At 31.9% G+C, this 17,481-nt stretch carries 19 protein-coding genes; 16 read left to right on the top strand and 3 right to left on the bottom strand.

Features of this window, described 5'->3' with window-relative positions:
- Positions 1 to 55: 55 nt before the first annotated feature.
- Positions 56 to 925: a helix-turn-helix domain-containing protein gene (locus RCH18_RS04965; protein ID WP_326935646.1), complete on the bottom strand. Its 870-nt coding sequence runs from the start codon at positions 923 to 925 to the stop codon at positions 56 to 58.
- A gap of 757 nt (positions 926 to 1,682) precedes the next feature.
- On the opposite strand from RCH18_RS04965, the gene hemA reads away from it, so the two are divergent.
- The 16 genes from hemA (at position 1,683) to RCH18_RS04885 (ending at position 15,659) form a co-directional block, all read left to right on the top strand.
- On the top strand, positions 1,683 to 2,939 hold the full coding sequence (gene hemA, locus RCH18_RS04960; RefSeq protein ID WP_326935645.1) for a glutamyl-tRNA reductase: 1,257 nt from the start codon (positions 1,683 to 1,685) through the stop codon (positions 2,937 to 2,939).
- Positions 2,940 to 3,191: 252 nt separating this feature from the next.
- Entirely contained in the window at positions 3,192 to 4,112 is a 921-nt protein-coding gene (hemC, locus tag RCH18_RS04955; protein ID WP_326935644.1) for a hydroxymethylbilane synthase, read from the top strand.
- 12 nt (positions 4,113 to 4,124) lie between these two features.
- Positions 4,125 to 5,867 carry a TrkH family potassium uptake protein gene (locus RCH18_RS04950; protein ID WP_326935643.1) on the top strand — a complete coding sequence of 581 codons (1,743 nt, stop codon included), beginning with the start codon at positions 4,125 to 4,127 and terminating at the stop codon, positions 5,865 to 5,867.
- A gap of 9 nt (positions 5,868 to 5,876) precedes the next feature.
- Positions 5,877 to 6,584 carry a potassium channel family protein gene (locus RCH18_RS04945; RefSeq protein WP_326935642.1) on the top strand — a complete coding sequence of 236 codons (708 nt, stop codon included), beginning with the start codon at positions 5,877 to 5,879 and terminating at the stop codon, positions 6,582 to 6,584.
- 2 nt (positions 6,585 to 6,586) lie between these two features.
- Positions 6,587 to 7,243 (top strand): uroporphyrinogen-III synthase, encoded by a 657-nt coding sequence (locus tag RCH18_RS04940; RefSeq protein ID WP_326935641.1) that lies wholly within the window; start codon positions 6,587 to 6,589, stop codon positions 7,241 to 7,243.
- 64 nt (positions 7,244 to 7,307) lie between these two features.
- The gene (gene hemE, locus RCH18_RS04935; protein ID WP_326935640.1) at positions 7,308 to 8,366 is read left to right on the top strand and encodes a uroporphyrinogen decarboxylase; all 1,059 of its coding nucleotides are present in this window, start codon (positions 7,308 to 7,310) and stop codon (positions 8,364 to 8,366) included.
- Between the two features lie 5 nt (positions 8,367 to 8,371).
- Complete coding sequence (locus tag RCH18_RS04930) at positions 8,372 to 8,758, top strand: hypothetical protein (RefSeq protein WP_326935639.1); 387 nt, start codon at positions 8,372 to 8,374, stop codon at positions 8,756 to 8,758.
- Positions 8,755 to 9,291: a GNAT family N-acetyltransferase gene (locus RCH18_RS04925; RefSeq protein ID WP_326935638.1), complete on the top strand. Its 537-nt coding sequence runs from the start codon at positions 8,755 to 8,757 to the stop codon at positions 9,289 to 9,291. The genes RCH18_RS04930 and RCH18_RS04925 overlap by 4 nt, the downstream gene beginning before the upstream one ends.
- Positions 9,281 to 10,201 (top strand): oxygen-dependent coproporphyrinogen oxidase, encoded by a 921-nt coding sequence (gene hemF, locus RCH18_RS04920; RefSeq protein WP_326935637.1) that lies wholly within the window; start codon positions 9,281 to 9,283, stop codon positions 10,199 to 10,201. Before RCH18_RS04925 ends, hemF begins: the two co-directional genes overlap by 11 nt.
- Before the next feature lie 92 nt (positions 10,202 to 10,293).
- On the top strand, positions 10,294 to 11,295 hold the full coding sequence (hemB, locus tag RCH18_RS04915; protein WP_326935636.1) for a porphobilinogen synthase: 1,002 nt from the start codon (positions 10,294 to 10,296) through the stop codon (positions 11,293 to 11,295).
- Positions 11,296 to 11,544: 249 nt separating this feature from the next.
- Positions 11,545 to 11,934 (top strand): c-type cytochrome, encoded by a 390-nt coding sequence (locus RCH18_RS04910; protein WP_326935635.1) that lies wholly within the window; start codon positions 11,545 to 11,547, stop codon positions 11,932 to 11,934.
- A 144-nt stretch (positions 11,935 to 12,078) separates the two neighbouring features.
- Positions 12,079 to 12,561, top strand: coding sequence for a hypothetical protein (locus RCH18_RS04905; protein WP_326935634.1), 483 nt, complete (start codon positions 12,079 to 12,081; stop codon positions 12,559 to 12,561).
- The gene (locus RCH18_RS04900) at positions 12,551 to 12,751 is read left to right on the top strand and encodes a helix-turn-helix transcriptional regulator (RefSeq protein WP_326935633.1); all 201 of its coding nucleotides are present in this window, start codon (positions 12,551 to 12,553) and stop codon (positions 12,749 to 12,751) included. Before RCH18_RS04905 ends, RCH18_RS04900 begins: the two co-directional genes overlap by 11 nt.
- Positions 12,752 to 12,810: 59 nt before the next feature.
- Complete coding sequence (locus RCH18_RS04895; RefSeq protein ID WP_326935632.1) at positions 12,811 to 13,290, top strand: methylated-DNA--[protein]-cysteine S-methyltransferase; 480 nt, start codon at positions 12,811 to 12,813, stop codon at positions 13,288 to 13,290.
- Positions 13,291 to 13,375: 85 nt separating this feature from the next.
- Positions 13,376 to 14,089: a 3'-5' exonuclease gene (locus tag RCH18_RS04890; RefSeq protein ID WP_326935631.1), complete on the top strand. Its 714-nt coding sequence runs from the start codon at positions 13,376 to 13,378 to the stop codon at positions 14,087 to 14,089.
- A 130-nt stretch (positions 14,090 to 14,219) separates the two neighbouring features.
- Positions 14,220 to 15,659, top strand: a complete 1,440-nt coding sequence (locus tag RCH18_RS04885; RefSeq protein WP_326935630.1) for a nucleoside recognition domain-containing protein — start codon at positions 14,220 to 14,222, stop codon at positions 15,657 to 15,659.
- A 259-nt stretch (positions 15,660 to 15,918) separates the two neighbouring features.
- Here the strand turns inward: RCH18_RS04885 and RCH18_RS04880 are convergent, their stop codons facing one another.
- Together RCH18_RS04880 and RCH18_RS04875 are read right to left on the bottom strand one after the other, a co-directional pair.
- On the bottom strand, positions 15,919 to 16,572 hold the full coding sequence (locus tag RCH18_RS04880; protein WP_326935629.1) for a CoA transferase subunit B: 654 nt from the start codon (positions 16,570 to 16,572) through the stop codon (positions 15,919 to 15,921).
- Positions 16,573 to 16,666: 94 nt separating this feature from the next.
- Positions 16,667 to 17,365, bottom strand: a complete 699-nt coding sequence (locus RCH18_RS04875; protein WP_326935628.1) for a CoA transferase subunit A — start codon at positions 17,363 to 17,365, stop codon at positions 16,667 to 16,669.
- Positions 17,366 to 17,481 lie beyond the last annotated feature (116 nt).

Genomic DNA, 17,481 nt, shown 5'->3' with positions numbered 1-17,481 from the left:
TGTACATTGGGATTAACTATTTTTTATTTATTGTCTAATATGCAAAAACAATGATTTATGGCATACTAGAATTTATTGCCATTAAATATTTTTTTGGCGTCGTTGCAAATTTCTTTTTGAAAGCCGCAATAAAATGACTTCCTGTACTATACCCTATTTTTAATCCCACTTCGTTTACATTGTAAGATCCGCTATCGAGTAACTTTCGAGCAACATCCATTTTATAATCAAATAGAAATCCGTAAACTGTATCTCCATATATTTGTTTGAAACCCATTTTAAGTTTCTTTAAATTCAATCCTATTTCATCTGCTAATTCCTGTAATCCTGGCGGCTCAGCCATATTAGCAATAATGATTTCTTTGGCTTTTTTAATTTTTAAGACATTTTCTTCATCTACTAAAAATGGACATTGTTCTGCATTAGGATCATCATTCCTATTAAAAAACAAACTTAATAATTCATAACCTTTTCCTTTGTAATAAAGATTTTTTATCGAGGGATTTAAGTTGTAATGAAACATTTGGTTTAAGACAATAGCCATCGATGGACTTATATCACTTTCGTTATAATATTTTTTGTCTTTGTTTTCCTTACTCAAAAACGGAATATATTCAGCGTCGTTAGTAAATAATCCGTGAAATTTCCTAACCGATACAAAAATGGATATTAACCATGACTTAGGGGCAATTTTAACATGTAAAGGCAATTCCTTCTCGGTGTTATAAAACAACAATGCCTTTTCTTCTTGAAGGTTCATGATGTAGTTACCTTGATTAAAAATGTAATTTGCACTACCTTTTAACCCAAAATGAAACTGTATCAAGCCTAATTGTACAGGACGCTTAAATTCAATAACTGTATCAGTATTGTTTTGAAAGCGAATTAAAATAAAATCATCGTCAATTTTTATTTCTTCCTTCATTTTTTATAATTTCTTAATGCAGCAATTTGAATTGTTTGTCATTTAAAATAATCGACTAATTTATTCAAAATTAATTCATTTTAATCGTTATCACTGATACTATATACAAATTTATAAAATCTTTAATGATTGTTAGCTTTTGTAAAAGTTTAGAAAAGGCAGAATTGGTCTTTTTGCTATAAGAACAAGTAAAGTAAAGTTATGAAATGACAATAGGAAGGATATTGACTTTTAACACACAAAAAATTAGAGGGCTTCAGTAATAGAATGTATAAATTAAGTATTTAGGGATATCTAATAAACGTTTCTTTTTCATACCTCTTATCTTTAGTATCAACCTCCATTTATTTTTTAATCAAATAGTTAGTCTATATTAAAAACTATTATTTTTAAATTTAGTTATGCTATAAAATTTATTTGTGCTATTATTAGTATGTAAATATAATAGATATAGCGCTTTTGACATTTTCAAATAGAAGGCTTAAATAAATATAATTTGAACTTGAAAGATTACCTACTAGAACTTCAAGCGATGTTTTTAATTATACATGAATTATAATTTAACCAACTTTATTTAGAATAAATCTATATAAAGCAGTAGTTTAACCATGGCTTTGCCATATATTTTGATAACACTTGCATAAAAAATAACCATTCTAATCAAAATATCGGTCAGCGATACAAAAAGCACTTACAGCGTTGTTTTATTAGAATAGATAGTAATAATTTTGTAGAACTTTTTTAAGGAAAGTATAATATGGAAAAATTCAATATGTCTAAGAACAGCAGCTTTTATGCTTTAGGACTAAGTTACAAAAAAGCAGACGCAACTATTAGAGGAAAATTTAGTTTAGACGCCAAAGCACAATCTATTTTATTGATACAAGCCGAAGCCGAAGGAATAGAATCATTAATTGTTACATCAACTTGTAATAGAACTGAAATTTATGGTTTTGCTAATCACCCTTATCAATTAATCAAATTACTCTGTGAGAATAGTAAAGGTTCTGTAGAAGAATTTCAAGAAGTAGCCTATATTTACAAAAATCAGGAAGCTATCAATCACATGTTTCACGTAGGAACTGGATTAGATAGTCAGATACTAGGTGACTTTGAAATCATTAGCCAAATTAAAAATGCATTCAATTTAAGTAAATCAAATGGTTTGATTAATACTTTTATGGATCGTTTAGTGAACTCGGTAATCCAAGCGAGTAAGAAAATAAAAACAGATACGGACATTTCTTCAGGTGCAACTTCTGTTTCATTTGCATCAGTTCAATATATAATTAAGAACGTTGCTGATATAGGTAATAAAAATATTTTACTTTTTGGTACTGGAAAAATAGGTCGAAATACTTGTGAAAATTTAGTTAAGCATACTAAGCATGAGCAAATCACTTTGATCAATAGAACTAAAGACAAAGCAGAAAAACTGGCTGAAAAATTAAATTTAGTTGTTAAAGATTATGCTGATTTGCAATTAGAGTTACAAAATGCTGATGTCTTAGTAGTAGCTACAGGAGCGCAAAATCCTACGGTTGATAAAGCGATTCTTAATCTAAAAAAGCCTTTGTTGATTTTAGATTTATCAGTTCCAAAAAACGTTAATGAAAATGTGACTGAAATAGAAGGAGTAACTCTTATACACATGGACTACTTGTCTCAAATGACGGATGAAACGTTAGAAAAAAGAAAAAGACAAATCCCCGCAGCAGAGGCCATCATTCAAGATATACAACAAGAATTTGGAGCTTGGACAAAAGGCCGAAAATTTGCACCCACTATTAATGCTTTAAAAGCAAAACTAAACGACATTAAAATGTCAGAGCTTGATTTTCAAAGTAGAAAAATTTTAAATTTCAACGAAGAACAAGCGGAAATTATTAGTAATAGAATCATTCAGAAAATAACAACCCATTTTGCAAACCATCTTAAAGATGAAAATACAATGGTTGATGAAAGTATTGAATGGATCGAAAAAGTTTTTAAAATTGAAGCAATGGTGCGATAAATATAGTTTTGATTCAATTCACTACAAATCTTATTTCATACAAAAACTTTATGCTTTTTATTTCAGACATAAGAACACATACTGTACTTTAGCCAATTGAAATTTAGGAATTTCCACTTATTTACTAATTTAATTCCAAAAGATCTATTTAATATTATTTCTTAAATTATTTAGCTCGTTAAATAATGTTGAAATAGCATTAAAAATTAATTTCCTGATTGCTAAAAAGTGCAATAAGTTTAAAAAATAATAATGGCAGAAAAAATTATACGCATTGGAACTCGTGACAGCGAACTTGCACTTTGGCAAGCGCACACAGTAGAAAAAAAGTTAAACGATTTAGGTTATAAAACTGAAATTACTGCTGTAAAATCACAAGGAGATATAATTCTGGATAAACCACTTTATGAATTAGGAATCACCGGAATTTTTACAAAAACATTAGATATTGCCATGATAAATGGCCAAGTTGATATTGCGGTTCATTCTATGAAAGATGTTCCTACCGCTCTACCTATAGGAATTGTACAAGCAGCGGTTTTAGAACGAGCAAACACACTAGATATTTTAGTTCATAAGGGTAATCTAGATTTCCTTGCAGGTTCAGGAGTTATTGCAACAGGTAGTTTGCGTAGACAAGCACAATGGCTCAATAAATATCCTAGTCATAATGTGGTCGATTTGCGTGGAAATGTAAACACTAGAATGCAAAAATTGCAGGATAGCACTTGGAGTGGAGCTGTTTTTGCGGCAGCGGGATTAGAAAGAATCAACTTAAAACCTTCTAACTATATCAATTTAGATTGGATGGTTCCAGCACCAGCGCAGGGAGCAATGGTTATTGTCGCTATGGCAAATGATCCGTTTTGTAGAGATGCTGTATCTGAATTAAATGATATAGAGACAGAAGTTTGCACACATATTGAAAGACAATTTTTAAAAACCTTAGAGGGCGGTTGTACCGCGCCAATAGGTGCTTTAGCATTATTTCAAGAAGATGAAATTCTTTTTAAAGGGGTTTTATTCTCCATTGATGGTAAAGAAAAATTAGAGATCAATAAAATAATTCCATTAGGTGATTGGAAAAAATTAGGATTTAAAGCAGCTCAAGAGATTTTAGAGAATGGAGGAGTTAAATTGATGGAAAGAATTCGTCAAGATTTGAAAAAATAATTTTAGATCGATATGAAGAAAGAATCAATTCTTAATTATCTCTATCGTTTTATTGATATTATAGTTTTACTATTTATAGTTTTTGATTTTGGATATGACTTACAGGATAATTATAACTCACCTCATATTATTGGATTAATTCTACTTTCCATTGGATTACTAGCCTTTAATTCTTTTAAATATTATAATTATACTTTCAAAAGTAATAAAAGAGTAGTTCTAATCAATATGATTATTCTATCTATTCTTTTAGTAACCTCAGCTATAATTGGGTTCATTAATAATACTTTGCCTTCTTATTATCTATTACAAAAAATTAAACCAGTTATAGAAGGTGGTTTAATTTTTTATTTCCTATTACGATTAATGGTTTTTGTACGTCATATCTATGATATTTACTTTAATCCAGCTATTGTATTTGTAGGTAGTTTTATGATTTTAGTTTTGATTGGAGCCTTTTTATTAATGTTGCCTAGTGCCACTACAGGTTCTATAACGTTTACAAATGCACTTTTTACATCTACTAGCGCCGTTTGTGTGACTGGTTTAACTGTCGTGGATACCGCTGTAGATTTTACTATTGTTGGTCAATCCATCATTATAGTTTTAATTCAGTTAGGCGGAATTGGAATTTTAACTTTCACATCATTTTTTGCGTTTTTCTTTAGAGGCAGTTCTTCGTTTAAGGAAGGTTTAAATACAAGAGATTTTATCGCTAATGACGGTTTAAGAGATGTTTTTAGAGCTGCTTTAAACGTGGTCATTTTTACGTTAGCAGTAGAGTTAGCTGGAGCATTATTTATTTATTTTTCTATTGTTGATAATCCTATTATCGAGCATAAATTTTATTTTTCAATATTCCACTCTGTATCCGCATTTTGTAATGCTGGATTTTCAATTCTCCCAGGAGGGATTTTAAATGAAACGGTGCGTTTTAATTATTATTTACAATGGATTCTTATGGTGATGATCATTCTTGGTGGTTTAGGTCATAATATAGTTTTCAATTTTTTTCAATATATAAAAATCTTCTTTTTTGAGTTGTTCGTTGAAAAAATTCTTCACAAGAAAGTAAGGATTATTACTTTAAACACTAAAATTGTACTATATACCACTTTATTTTTATTAGTAGGAGGCTCGATATTTCTTTACATTTCAGAATATAATAATACTTTACTGCAGCATGATACCGTATTTGGAAAAATAACAGCAGCGACTTTTAACGCAGTTTCCCCTAGAACTGCTGGATTTAGCGCAACTGACTATGCAGAAATGGGAGTTCCATCATTATTGTTTATTATTTTTTTGATGTGGATAGGTGGATCACCAGCTTCAACTGCAGGTGGAATAAAAACGAGTACTTTTGCACTAGCAACTTTAAATATTGTTGCGGTGGCAAGAGGAAAAAGCAGAATACAATTGTTTGGTAGAAGAATATCAGCAGATTCTACATCAAGAGCTTTTGCTATATTATCCATATCATTAATTACCATTGGTGTTTCTATTATGGCTGTTTTAATTTTTGAGCCTGAAGGAACGCCAATATTAACAGTAGTGTTTGAATGTTTTTCGGCTTACAGTACCGTTGGATCAAGTATAAATTACACCCCATCACTGTCAGAGCCGAGTAAATATGTAATTATTTTGACTATGTTTATCGGTCGTATAGGAATGCTTAACTTAATGGTGGGATTGTTACGTAGATTAAACCATCAGTTTTATGAATATCCGCGAGAAAATATATTAATCAACTAAACTTACACAATGAAAATAATCGTATTTGGTTTAGGAAATTTTGGTATGTCGTTAGCGATAAGTCTTACCGAAACAGGAAATGAAGTTATAGGTGTTGATAAAAATATCGAAAAAGTTAACTTAGTAAAAGATAAAATTTCACTTGCAATTGCAATGGATTCTACAAATGAATTGTCTTACGAGGCTTTGCCACTAAAAGATGCTGACAAAGTGGTCGTTGCCATCGGAGAAAATGAAGGCGCAGCAATAATTACCACCGCAATTATAAAGAAATTAAGCGATGTTAAAATAATAAGTAGAGCTTTATCTCCTATACATGATACGGTTTTAGAAGCTATGGGAATTTATAGCATAGTTCATCCTGAGCAAGAATCAGCGGATCGATTAACGAAACAAATTAATTTCAAATCTACTTTAGAAAATTATCAATTAGATGATAATTATACTATTTCTGAAGTAAAAGCTAAGCCTGAATTTTATGGTAAAACATTAGCTGAATTAGATACAATTGATAAATATCGTTTAACGCTAATCACTATAATTCGCAAGCGTGAAAAGAAAAATTTAATTGGAAAAAAGTCAGTTATAAAAGAAAGTATTGGTCGGCCTACGCCAAATACTATACTATTAGAGAACGACATTTTAGTGGTTTACGGATATAATAAAGACATAGAAACATATTGCTTAGGACAAGAAGAATACCAAATTAGACGTTAAAAATGATACAGATATTATCTACAAAGACACTTTCAAAGGAACAAAAGCAGCTTTTAGTAAATGCTAATTGCAATGTTATTGAAGTTGATTTTATTCAAACTAAAAGTCAGCCTTTTCAATTAAATGAAATCAATAATAATTTAATTTTCACTAGTCAAAACGCGGTTCAAAGCTTTCTATTAGATCCAAAATCGCAAGATTTAAAATCCAAGAATGTGTTTTGCGTGGGATTGAAAACTAAAATTATGCTTTCTGAAAGCGGATTTAATGTAATTGCTTACACAGGATATGCTGAAGATTTAGCCGAAATCATTACATTGATTTATGCCAGTGAAAGTTATACTTTCTTTAGTGGAAACTTAAGAAGAGAAACGTTGCCAAAAGCTTTGAAAGAAGCCAAAATAAAGTTTAATGAAATTCAGGTATATGAAACTACATTGACACCAGAGAAAATTAAAACCGCTGTTGATGCCATATTATTCTTTAGCCCTTCTGGTATCGAGAGTTACTTAAAGGAAAATAAAATTAAGAATGAAACTTGTTTTTGTATTGGAACCACAACATCTAGCGCATTAAACGGAATAACAAAAAATGTCATTGTGGCAACTCAACCTACAATCGAAGATGTGATTGAAGAAGTAATTGCAGAGTATAAATAAAATCTTCTAATTCACCACAGTGGGAAATTTAGGGAAATATAAAATAATTTAAAAAAATAGTAAAATGAACGATAAAGATATGCATATTCCCACTTCAGGAATTAAAAATGATCTATTTTTAAGAGCATTAAAAGGAGAAACAGTGCAACGTCCGCCGGTGTGGATGATGCGTCAAGCGGGAAGATATTTACCTGAATTTATTGCATTACGCGATAAATATGATTTTTTTACGCGTTGTAGAACTCCAGAAATAGCTGCAGAAATTACAGTACAACCAATACGTAGAATTGCTCCCGATGCCGCAATTTTATTTTCTGATATTTTGGTTGTGCCGCAAGCAATGGGACTTGAAGTGGTTATGAAAGAGAATTTTGGCCCTTTTGTTCCCCACCCAATTCGAACTATTCAAGATGTAGAACGCGTGATTGTTCCTAATATTGATGAAACTTTAGGTTATGTGATGGATGCCATCAAATTGACTAAAGAAATGCTAAATGATGAGGTGCCATTAATAGGATTTGCTGGCTCGCCTTGGACCATTATGTGTTATGCCGTAGAAGGTCAAGGTTCTAAAAGTTTTGATAAGGCTAAAGGATTTTGTTTCCAATATCCAGAAACTGCCCACGTTTTACTGCAAAAGATTACTGATACTACTATTTTATATTTAAAAGAAAAAGTAAAAGCAGGAGTAAATGCCGTTCAAGTTTTTGATTCTTGGGGCGGAATGTTATCTCCTGTTGACTACCAAGAATTTTCTTGGAAATACATTAACCAAATCGTTGAAGCTTTAGCTGATGACGCACCAGTTATTGTTTTTGGAAAAGGTTGTTGGTTCGCTTTAGGCGAAATGGGGAAAAGTAGAGCATCCGCACTTGGAGTAGATTGGACTTGTTCTCCGAGAAATGCAAGATATCTATCAGGAGGGAAAATTACTTTACAAGGAAATTTTGATCCATCACGATTACTATCGCCAATTCCAGTTATTAAGAAAATGGTACACGAAATGATTAATGAATTTGGGAAAGATAAATACATCGTAAACCTAGGTCATGGAATTTTACCAAATATTCCTGTGGATCATGCTAAAGCGTTTATAGATGCGGTTAAAGAATACAATATATAGTTTAAATGTTAAACAAAGGATTAAAAGATAAAGAAAGCGAACGAATAGACAATGTGCTAACGACTTTGCTTTCTTTTGTTTTTGTTCCAAAGTTTTGGAATATTGAAGATACAAGTGTTATCGACAATCATTTAACTAATCTCGGATTGACAACAGAAGTCTTGATTACAAGTAGTCATAATGAATTACTTGAATTAGTACAGCGGTTAAAACTTGATTGGAGTCAGCAAGAACAATTTGCTGATTTTTTAATTTCTTTATCAAAAGGAAATCCATTTGATTTAGTAAAAAAAGCAATTGCGATTTACAAATATATCCAAAAAGAAAGTAAGATTTTTTCGTGCGAAATCGCTACTAAAATAGCTTTGGCGAAAGCCAATTTAAAGCAATGATTGTTACAGAAAATTTTATTTTAGATAAATTAAGGAAAGAAGATGCTCAACAGTTGCATCAATTTATGATGGAGAATAAGGAAAGATTCAAAGTTTTCTTTCCAGTAACGCTCTCAAATAATGAAACGCTAGAAAAATCAAAAGAATATATTGAAGTAAAAAATAGCGAAATTCAAGAGAGAACAAACTTTACTTTTGCAATTAGAGCCATTGATTCTCAAATAATCGTAGGTTTGATTATCATTAAAAAGATAGATTGGACAGCTAGAGTTGGAGAATTAGCCTACTGTATCACAAACAAGCACGAAGGAAAAGGATTAACTACCAAAGCCGTTGAAGCGTTATCTTATTTTGCTTTTGAAGAATTGAAATTAAAAAAGCTTCAAATTATTGCTCATAAAACGAATATTGGAAGTGTAAAAGTGGCTTTAAATAATGGTTTTATTTGGAATAAAATATTAAAAAATGAATTCACTCCAATAAATGAAACTCCATTAGACATGGAATTATATGAATTGAAAAATGAAAAATAAATTTTACACTTACATACAAAACTTGCAGGATCAAATCGTTGCAGGATTAGAAGCAGTTGATGGCGAAGCTAAATTTCGTGAGGATATTTGGGAGCGTCCAGAAGGCGGTGGCGGAAGAACGCGAGTTATTGAAAACAGTCCTGAAGGATTGGGAGTATTTGAAAAAGGTGGTGTAAATATCTCAGCGGTTCATGGAAAGTTACCAGAAGCTATGCAGAAAATGTTTACTGTAGGCGAAGCTGATTTTTTTGCTTGTGGATTGAGTTTAGTTATTCATCCAAAAAATCCAATGGTGCCAACGGTTCATGCGAACTGGCGCTATTTCGAAATGTATGATGAAAAAGGAGAGGTAATCAATAGTTGGTTTGGTGGCGGACAGGACTTAACTCCGTATTATTTATTTGAAGAAGATGCTACACATTTTCATCAGACTTGTAAAACCGCTTGTGATAAACATAATCCTGAGTTTTATCCAAGGTATAAAAAGCAATGTGACGCGTATTTCTGGAATGCACATCGTCATGAAGCCAGAGGAATTGGCGGATTGTTTTTTGATTATTGTAAAGAAACGGAGCAAATGAAAATGGAAGATTGGTTCAACTTTGTTTCAGAGGTTGGTAATAGTTTCCTTGAAGCTTATATTCCAATTGTTGAAAAGAGGAAAAACTTATCCTATTCCGCAGCTCAAAAAACTTGGCAAGAAATTCGTCGTGGTCGTTATGTAGAGTTCAATTTAGTTCATGATAAAGGCACTTTGTTTGGTTTAAAAACCAATGGTAGAATAGAAAGTATCTTAATGAGTTTGCCACCACATGTTCAATGGGTTTATGATCATCATCCAGAAGCAGGAAGCGAAGAAGAAAAATTAATACACGTGTTAGAAAACCCAAAAGATTGGATTGTAGATTGATGATTAAGGATTTTTGATTTCAGATTTTCTGCTCTCATTAATTTATTTTACATCATAAATCAGCAATTGTTAATCTAAAATCATAAATAATTATGTTCCCATTACACCGAGGTAGAAGATTAAGATTGAACGAATCAATAAGAAATTTAGTTCGTGAAACGACTTTAAGTCCAAGCGATTTTATGTTTCCAATGTTTATTGCAGAAGGCGAAAATTATAAAGTAGAAATTGCGTCGATGCCTGGAATTTTTCGGCGTTCAGTAGATTTAACTGTTGAAGAAGTCAAAGAATTATTTGCAGTGGGTATACGCGCCGTAAACATTTACGTAAAAGTTGATGAAACTTTAAAAGACAATACCGGGAAAGAAGCGTGGAATCCAAACGGATTAATGCAAAATGCAATTAGAGAAATCAAAGCAGCTTGCCCTGAAATGATTGTAATGCCAGATGTGGCTCTAGATCCCTATTCTATATATGGACATGACGGAATTATTACTAATGGAGCGGTAGAAAATGATTCCACAAATGAGGCATTAGTAAAAATGGCTGTTTCTCATGCAGAAGCTGGTGCTGATTTTGTTGCTCCTAGTGATATGATGGACGGACGTGTATTACGCCTGCGTCAAGGACTTGATGCTGCAGGATTTCAAAATGTGGGGATAATGAGTTACTCCGCTAAATATGCTTCTGCATTTTACGGGCCGTTTCGTGATGCTTTGGACAGTGCTCCTAAAGAAGCGGACATTGAAGTGCCAAAAGATAAGAAAACGTATCAAATGGACTATGCTAATCGTATCGAAGCTATAAAAGAGGCTTTGTGGGATGTAGAAGAGGGTGCAGATATGGTATTAATAAAACCTGGAATAGCTTATCTTGATATTGTTAGAGAAATCAAAAATGTGGTTAATGTTCCTATAGTTGTTTTTCACGTCTCTGGTGAATATGCTATGATAAAAGCAGCGGTTGAAAGAGGCTGGGTTGATAATGATAAAGTGATGATGGAGCAATTGATGTGTATTAAAAGAGCAGGAGCAAATTTAATATCCACTTATTTTGCTAAAGAAGCCGCTATATTTTTAAATAACCTCAAATAATAATTTTTGTTGAATAAAATTATTGCTTATGGCTTGATCAAATATACAAATTACACTACAAGTTCTTGTACATATAAAATAATTCTACCTTAATATTTATAAAATTAAAATAAAATGCAAGTAAATAAAACTTGACAATTAGAGAGAATTATTAAAAGCATAAAAGAAAAATTTAAAGTGATTTCACTTTTAAAATTTATTGGTTGGTAAATTTTTCGTAAATTTATGCTTTAACTAAATATTAATATTATGAAAAAGACATTATTTATATTTGCCGTTTTAGCATTAGCGTCGTGCAAAAAAGAAGATACAAAAGTGGCAGAACCTCTGTATCCAACAAATACAGAAGTAGTTGCGCAAACTCCAGTAGAACTTGGTGAAGAAATATTTAAAGGAAAAGGAAACTGTGTAGCTTGTCATCAAGTAGATAAAAAAGCAATAGGTCCAAGTATACAAGAAATTGCAAAAATTTATAAGGATAAAGGAGCTGATATGGTAACTTTCTTAAAAGGCGAAGGTGTGCCTATTGTTGATCCAAGTCAGTACGAAGTTATGAAAGCTAATTTTGTAATTACAAAAGCAATGTCTGATGAAGAGCTAAAAGGATTAGAGGCTTATGTGTATTCAACAATACAGTAAATAAACTTTGTTTAGTATTCACATTTAAATAAATCTATAGATTTTTAATTTTTCTATAGATTTTTTTATAAGAGAAAAAGTAAAGTTTGCTTTACTTTTTGATTATTTTGTTTTACATTTGAGAAAAATTATAAATGAATCAAAATGAAAACAAATTATTTATTTCCTTACTCCTTTAAAAAAGGAAGCGGTATTATACTAGTATTTTCTCTTTTAGCGTTGCTAATTATTTCTATTGCCAATAGAGATTATGATGTAATTCAGTTATCAGTTAAGACCTTTGCTTTAATTTATGATAAAGCCGGCATCCACACTGCTTACTTTGGTTTAACTGAAAACAATATCATTGATGAGATAATTATGACTGTGTTTATTATTTGTGGTCTTATTTTCGCTTTTTCGAAAGAAAAGATAGAAGACGAAATGGTTTCTAAAATTCGTCTGGAAAGCTTAGTTTGGGCAACCTATGTCAATTATGTAATTTTGTTAATTTGCGTGATTTTTATTTACGGCTTGTCTTTCCTTCAAGTTATGGAGTATAATATGTTTACACTATTGCTATTCTTTATTATCCGATTTCATTGGACACTTTACAAAAACAGTAAATTGAATAATTATGACGAATAATGTAAAAGTGCAGCGTGCTATCGCCAACATTACACAAGCACAATTAGCTGAAAAAATAGGAGTCAGTAGACAAACAATTAATGCAATTGAAGCCAAGAAATATGTACCATCGACAGTGTTAGCTTTAAAAATCGCTAGACTATTTGGTAAATCAGTGCATGAAATATTTGAACTAGACAATGACGATTAACTTATTACTTTTAAATTATTGAACTAATTTTAGAGAGGTAATTAAATAATTTTGATGGTATGGAAACGGCTTATATAAAAACACCTTTAGGAATTGCTAAAATTACAGGAGATGAAAATGGAATTTCTGCTATTTCTTTATTTAATGAGGGTACTATTTCCCCAATAATTCCAGCAGAATTACAAGAGGCCGGTCAGCAGCTAATTGAATATTTTAATGGAGAAAGATTAAATTTTGATTTTAAGTTAAATCCTAAAGGAACTGAGTTTCAACAAAAAGTTTGGAGATCATTATTAGAAATTCCTTTTGGAAAAACAAGAACCTACTTAGAACAATCAAAAATCTTAGGTGATATAAAAGCAGTTCGCGCTGTAGCTTCCGCCAATGGTAAAAATCCGTTGTGGATTGTAGTTCCTTGTCATCGAGTTATTGGATCTGATGGTTCACTTACTGGATATGCTGGTGGTTTATGGAGAAAGAAATGGCTTTTAGAACATGAAAATCCTTCAAATCAACAACTACTATTTGAAGAAAAATAGAATAATATGATTAGATTTTGAAAAATAGTTAATCAACTCATTTTAGTTTCCGAAAATTGTGTAATTTGTAATCAAATACATAGCAATGATTGAAAAAATAAACCTCAACAATATTCTATTTCTGGATATCGAAACTGTCCCAGAAATGGAGGATTTCAATACTTTAGATACTGAAATGCAAGAGCTTTGGGAAAACAAAACACAATATCAACGTAAAGTAGAAAACACAGCGGAAGATTTTTATGATCGTGCTGGAATTTGGGCTGAGTTTGGTAAAATTGTCTGTATTTCTGTAGGCTATTTTATTATTAAAGGTGATATCAGGAATTTTAGAGTGACTTCTTTTTTTGGAGAGGAGAAAAAAATATTACTTGATTTTAATAATCTTCTTAATACACACTATAGTCAACCACAACATTTATTATGCGGTCATAACGCTAAGGAATTTGACATTCCATTTCTTGCGAGACGGATGATAATTAACCAAATTGCCATTCCAAGCAAGCTGAATCTTTTCGGAAAAAAACCATGGGAAATTCCGCATCTTGACACATTAGAGTTATGGAAATTTGGAGACTATAAACATTACACTTCGCTCAAACTACTAACTAAAATATTGGGAATCCCTTCTTCAAAAGGAGATATTGATGGAAGTCAAGTTGGTCACGTTTTCTATGTTGAAAAGGACATTGATCGCATTGTGACGTACTGCGAAAAAGATACAATTGCCGTAGCACAAATTTTCTTGCGATTGCGACGTGAGGAACTGTTGATTGAGTCCGAGATTATTCATGTTTAAGAATAATTATTTAAAGCATCAATTGATTAGTATTGTGATTTTTATCAATGATGATGATGTTTTAGATCAGAATTGAATTTTGTGATTGTCATTTCAATTGATTTATTACATTTACAAAAAATTATGAATTATGGTGTTAAGTAGATTTTGGTTGGTCATTTTTATTTCTTCAATTGTATTTGTAGTTTTTAGTTTGTTTTCGGGAGATAGTTACACGATTGACCATATTTTAAACGGAAAAAAAGATGATCCAATTCTAGTTTCTGAAAAATTTGTGGAACAACTTCCTGCTATTATTAAGGACAGTATCATAAAAGCGCCAGATCAAACTATGATTGTAGATCTTGATACAAACAATGCCGATACGACTTATGTTTTTAAAAATAAAACCGTCAAAATTTATAGTGGCGTTCAAAAATCAGATGGTTTGTTAGCAACGTGCAAAAGCAGTTTAGTTGATATTATTATTCCGCTTATTGCCTATTTGGCTTTCTTTTGTGGGCTGATGGAACTGCTAATTATTTCGGGAGTTTCTGGTAAATTGGCCAAAGTATTGAGTCCTGTTTTTGTAAAAGTATTTCCGAGCATCCCTAAAAACCATCCTTCTATTTCGTACATGACGCTTAATTTTGCGGCTAATTTTTTAGGTTTAGATTCCGCTGCAACTCCCTTTGGGTTAAAAGCAATGGAGAGTTTGCAGGAACTCAATCCAGATAAAGATAGAGCCAGCGATGCGCAAATTATGTTTTTGTGTTTGCATGCATCAGGTTTAACTTTAATTGCCACATCTATTATTGGTTACCGCGCTGCCGCGGGGTCTAGTAATCCTGCTGACGTAATGTTACCCTGTATAATTACTTCGTTTATTGGTACCATAGCCGCCTTTATTATTGTGGGAATCAAACAAAAAATCAATTTTAAAAGTGCTTCTTTAGTGCTTGGCCTAATAACATTAATTGGAGCTATTATTGGCTTGTTGCTGTATGTAAATCAATTGGATCTGATTGGAAAAAATTATTTTACTTCTAATCTTTCGGGGTTGATATTATTAGCAATTATTGGCTTTACATTAATTTACGCATTTCGAAAAGAGAAATTATTTGCCGAAGCCCAAACTACTGTTTTTGATGCATTTGTGGTAGGAGCTAATAACGGAGTTAAAACTGGAGTTACCATTTTTCCGTATGTGTTAGGAATGTTAGCTGCAATTTCGTTGTTTAGAAATAGTGGTTTGTTTGATATTATAAGTAACGGTTTGGCTTTTCTCTTTTCTAATCTTGGAGTAAATAAGCAAATTATTGATGCTTTGCCTGTTGCTTTATTAAGACCCTTTAGTTCAGCTGGATCAAGAGGATTTTTGATCGATTCTATGAATACTTTTGGAGCCGATTCTCTAACTGGAAGATTGAGTAGTATTTTTCAATGTAGCGCCGAAAGCACTTTTTATGTAATTGCAGTTTACTTTGGTTCAGTAAACATTAAAAACACGCGTTATGCATTAGGAACGATGCTTATTATTGATGTGATTTGCGTAATTACAGCGATATTCGTAGCGACATGGTTTTTTTAAAAATAGATTATGCGATTGTTCCTTAATCTAATTGCACATTTCGCTGGTAATATTTGCAAATAGATTTTTTATGCAGGCAGCAAATCAATGGATGAGGGAATTAAAGAAGATAATTCTACCTTGAGTTTTATAAGTATCGCCTTTTTACTCTTCATAATATTTGGATTCAAAAATTAAGATTTGTCTTAAAATAACAATAAAAAAGAGTCGGAACTTCAATAATTGAAGTTCCGACTCTTTTTTATTTGTAGCATTTTTTTTAAATAACCATCTCTGGAATTTCTCCTTCAATAATTAATTCAGCTTCAGTAGAGGCAATAATATGTTCTACAGAAACTCCTGGCGCGCGCTCTAAAAGTTTAAATCCTTTAGATGTAACTTCTAGAACTGCAAGTTCGGTAACTACTTTTTTAACGCAGCCTACGCCAGTCAATGGTAAAGTACACCGTTTTAGAATTTTAGATTCACCAGCTTTATTTACGTGCATCATTGCGACAATAATATTTTCTGCAGAAGCAACTAGATCCATTGCGCCACCCATCCCTTTTACCATTTTTCCAGGTATTTTCCAGTTGGCTATATCACCATTTTCGGCGACTTCCATAGCACCAAGAATGGTTAAATCTACTTTTTGACTTCTTATCATTCCAAAACTAAAACCAGAATCAAAAAAACTTGCTCCTGGCAATGTAGTTATTGTTTGTTTGCCAGCATTAATAATATCAGCTTCTTCTTCGCCTTCAAATGGAAAAGGTCCCATTCCCAGAACTCCATTTTCACTTTGAAACTCAACGTTAATACCGTCAGGGACATAATTAGCCACAAGTGTTGGAATTCCTATTCCTAAGTTTACGTAATAGCGGTCTTTAATTTCCTTTGCAATTCTTTTTGCTATGTTTTCTTTTGTTAACATAATTTATATTTTAAACCATTAAGAAATTAAGGTTCATTAAGATTTTAATTAACTATTTAATTTTTGCTACTGAGCACTGATCACTAAAGACTGATTACTTTTTTCTTACTGTACGTTGCTCAATTCTTTTTTCAAATTTTTCACCTTGAAAAATGCGTTGCACCATAATTCCAGGTATGTGAATTTCATTAGGATCAAGTGAACCTACAGGTAACAATTCTTCGACTTCGGCAATTGTGATTTTAGCAGCACCTGCCATGCAAGCATTAAAGTTTCTAGCCGTTCCCTTAAAGATCAAGTTTCCAGCTTCATCGCCTTTCCATGCTTTTACAATAGCAAAATCAGCCTTATATGCTAATTCCATTACATGCATTTTTCCATTGAATTCACGTGTTTCCTTCCCTTCAGCGACTTCTGTTCCATAACCAGCTGGAGTAAAGAATGCTGGAATTCCTGCTTGGGCAGCGCGACATTTTTCGGCTAACGTTCCTTGTGGTGTTAATTCAACATCAAGTTCACCAGAAAGCATTTGGCGTTCAAATTCGGCATTTTCTCCTACGTAAGAGGATATCATCTTCTTGATTTGGCGCTTTTGCAAAAGCAAGCCAAGGCCAAAATCATCAACACCTGCATTATTTGAAATACAAGTTAAATTAGTTGTTTCCTTTTGTACCAGTTCAGCGATACTGTTCTCTGGAATGCCACATAATCCAAAACCACCTAACATTACTGTCATTCCATTTTCAACGCCGTGCAGTGCTTCTTGAACGTTATTTACTTTTTTATTAATCATAAAATGAGTTGTAATAATCTAATTATATATTAAAAAGATGAAATTGTTTCTAAAAATAAAGTGTTTCATTATTTGAGTTATAAAAACTAATGCCCTAGCCCCGATAGTCCCGAAGT

This window comes from Flavobacterium sp. PL11 (assembly GCF_035985025.1).
Taxonomy (GTDB): Bacteria; Bacteroidota; Bacteroidia; order Flavobacteriales; family Flavobacteriaceae; genus Flavobacterium.
This window is presented reverse-complemented; position numbering and strand designations above follow the sequence as displayed.

What these genes read in the sequence shown, in the direction of transcription:
- RCH18_RS04965 (WP_326935646.1), bottom strand. Translation starts at nt 925, where the DNA reads ATGAAGGAAGAAATAAAAATTGACGATGATTTTATTTTAATTCGCTTT.
- hemA (WP_326935645.1), top strand. Translation starts at nt 1,683, where the DNA reads ATGGAAAAATTCAATATGTCTAAGAACAGCAGCTTTTATGCTTTAGGA.
- hemC (WP_326935644.1), top strand. Translation starts at nt 3,192, where the DNA reads ATGGCAGAAAAAATTATACGCATTGGAACTCGTGACAGCGAACTTGCA.
- RCH18_RS04950 (WP_326935643.1), top strand. Translation starts at nt 4,125, where the DNA reads ATGAAGAAAGAATCAATTCTTAATTATCTCTATCGTTTTATTGATATT.
- RCH18_RS04945 (WP_326935642.1), top strand. Translation starts at nt 5,877, where the DNA reads ATGAAAATAATCGTATTTGGTTTAGGAAATTTTGGTATGTCGTTAGCG.
- RCH18_RS04940 (WP_326935641.1), top strand. Translation starts at nt 6,587, where the DNA reads ATGATACAGATATTATCTACAAAGACACTTTCAAAGGAACAAAAGCAG.
- hemE (WP_326935640.1), top strand. Translation starts at nt 7,308, where the DNA reads ATGAACGATAAAGATATGCATATTCCCACTTCAGGAATTAAAAATGAT.
- RCH18_RS04930 (WP_326935639.1), top strand. Translation starts at nt 8,372, where the DNA reads ATGTTAAACAAAGGATTAAAAGATAAAGAAAGCGAACGAATAGACAAT.
- RCH18_RS04925 (WP_326935638.1), top strand. Translation starts at nt 8,755, where the DNA reads ATGATTGTTACAGAAAATTTTATTTTAGATAAATTAAGGAAAGAAGAT.
- hemF (WP_326935637.1), top strand. Translation starts at nt 9,281, where the DNA reads ATGAAAAATAAATTTTACACTTACATACAAAACTTGCAGGATCAAATC.
- hemB (WP_326935636.1), top strand. Translation starts at nt 10,294, where the DNA reads ATGTTCCCATTACACCGAGGTAGAAGATTAAGATTGAACGAATCAATA.
- RCH18_RS04910 (WP_326935635.1), top strand. Translation starts at nt 11,545, where the DNA reads ATGAAAAAGACATTATTTATATTTGCCGTTTTAGCATTAGCGTCGTGC.
- RCH18_RS04905 (WP_326935634.1), top strand. Translation starts at nt 12,079, where the DNA reads ATGAAAACAAATTATTTATTTCCTTACTCCTTTAAAAAAGGAAGCGGT.
- RCH18_RS04900 (WP_326935633.1), top strand. Translation starts at nt 12,551, where the DNA reads ATGACGAATAATGTAAAAGTGCAGCGTGCTATCGCCAACATTACACAA.
- RCH18_RS04895 (WP_326935632.1), top strand. Translation starts at nt 12,811, where the DNA reads ATGGAAACGGCTTATATAAAAACACCTTTAGGAATTGCTAAAATTACA.
- RCH18_RS04890 (WP_326935631.1), top strand. Translation starts at nt 13,376, where the DNA reads ATGATTGAAAAAATAAACCTCAACAATATTCTATTTCTGGATATCGAA.
- RCH18_RS04885 (WP_326935630.1), top strand. Translation starts at nt 14,220, where the DNA reads ATGGTGTTAAGTAGATTTTGGTTGGTCATTTTTATTTCTTCAATTGTA.
- RCH18_RS04880 (WP_326935629.1), bottom strand. Translation starts at nt 16,572, where the DNA reads ATGTTAACAAAAGAAAACATAGCAAAAAGAATTGCAAAGGAAATTAAA.
- RCH18_RS04875 (WP_326935628.1), bottom strand. Translation starts at nt 17,365, where the DNA reads ATGATTAATAAAAAAGTAAATAACGTTCAAGAAGCACTGCACGGCGTT.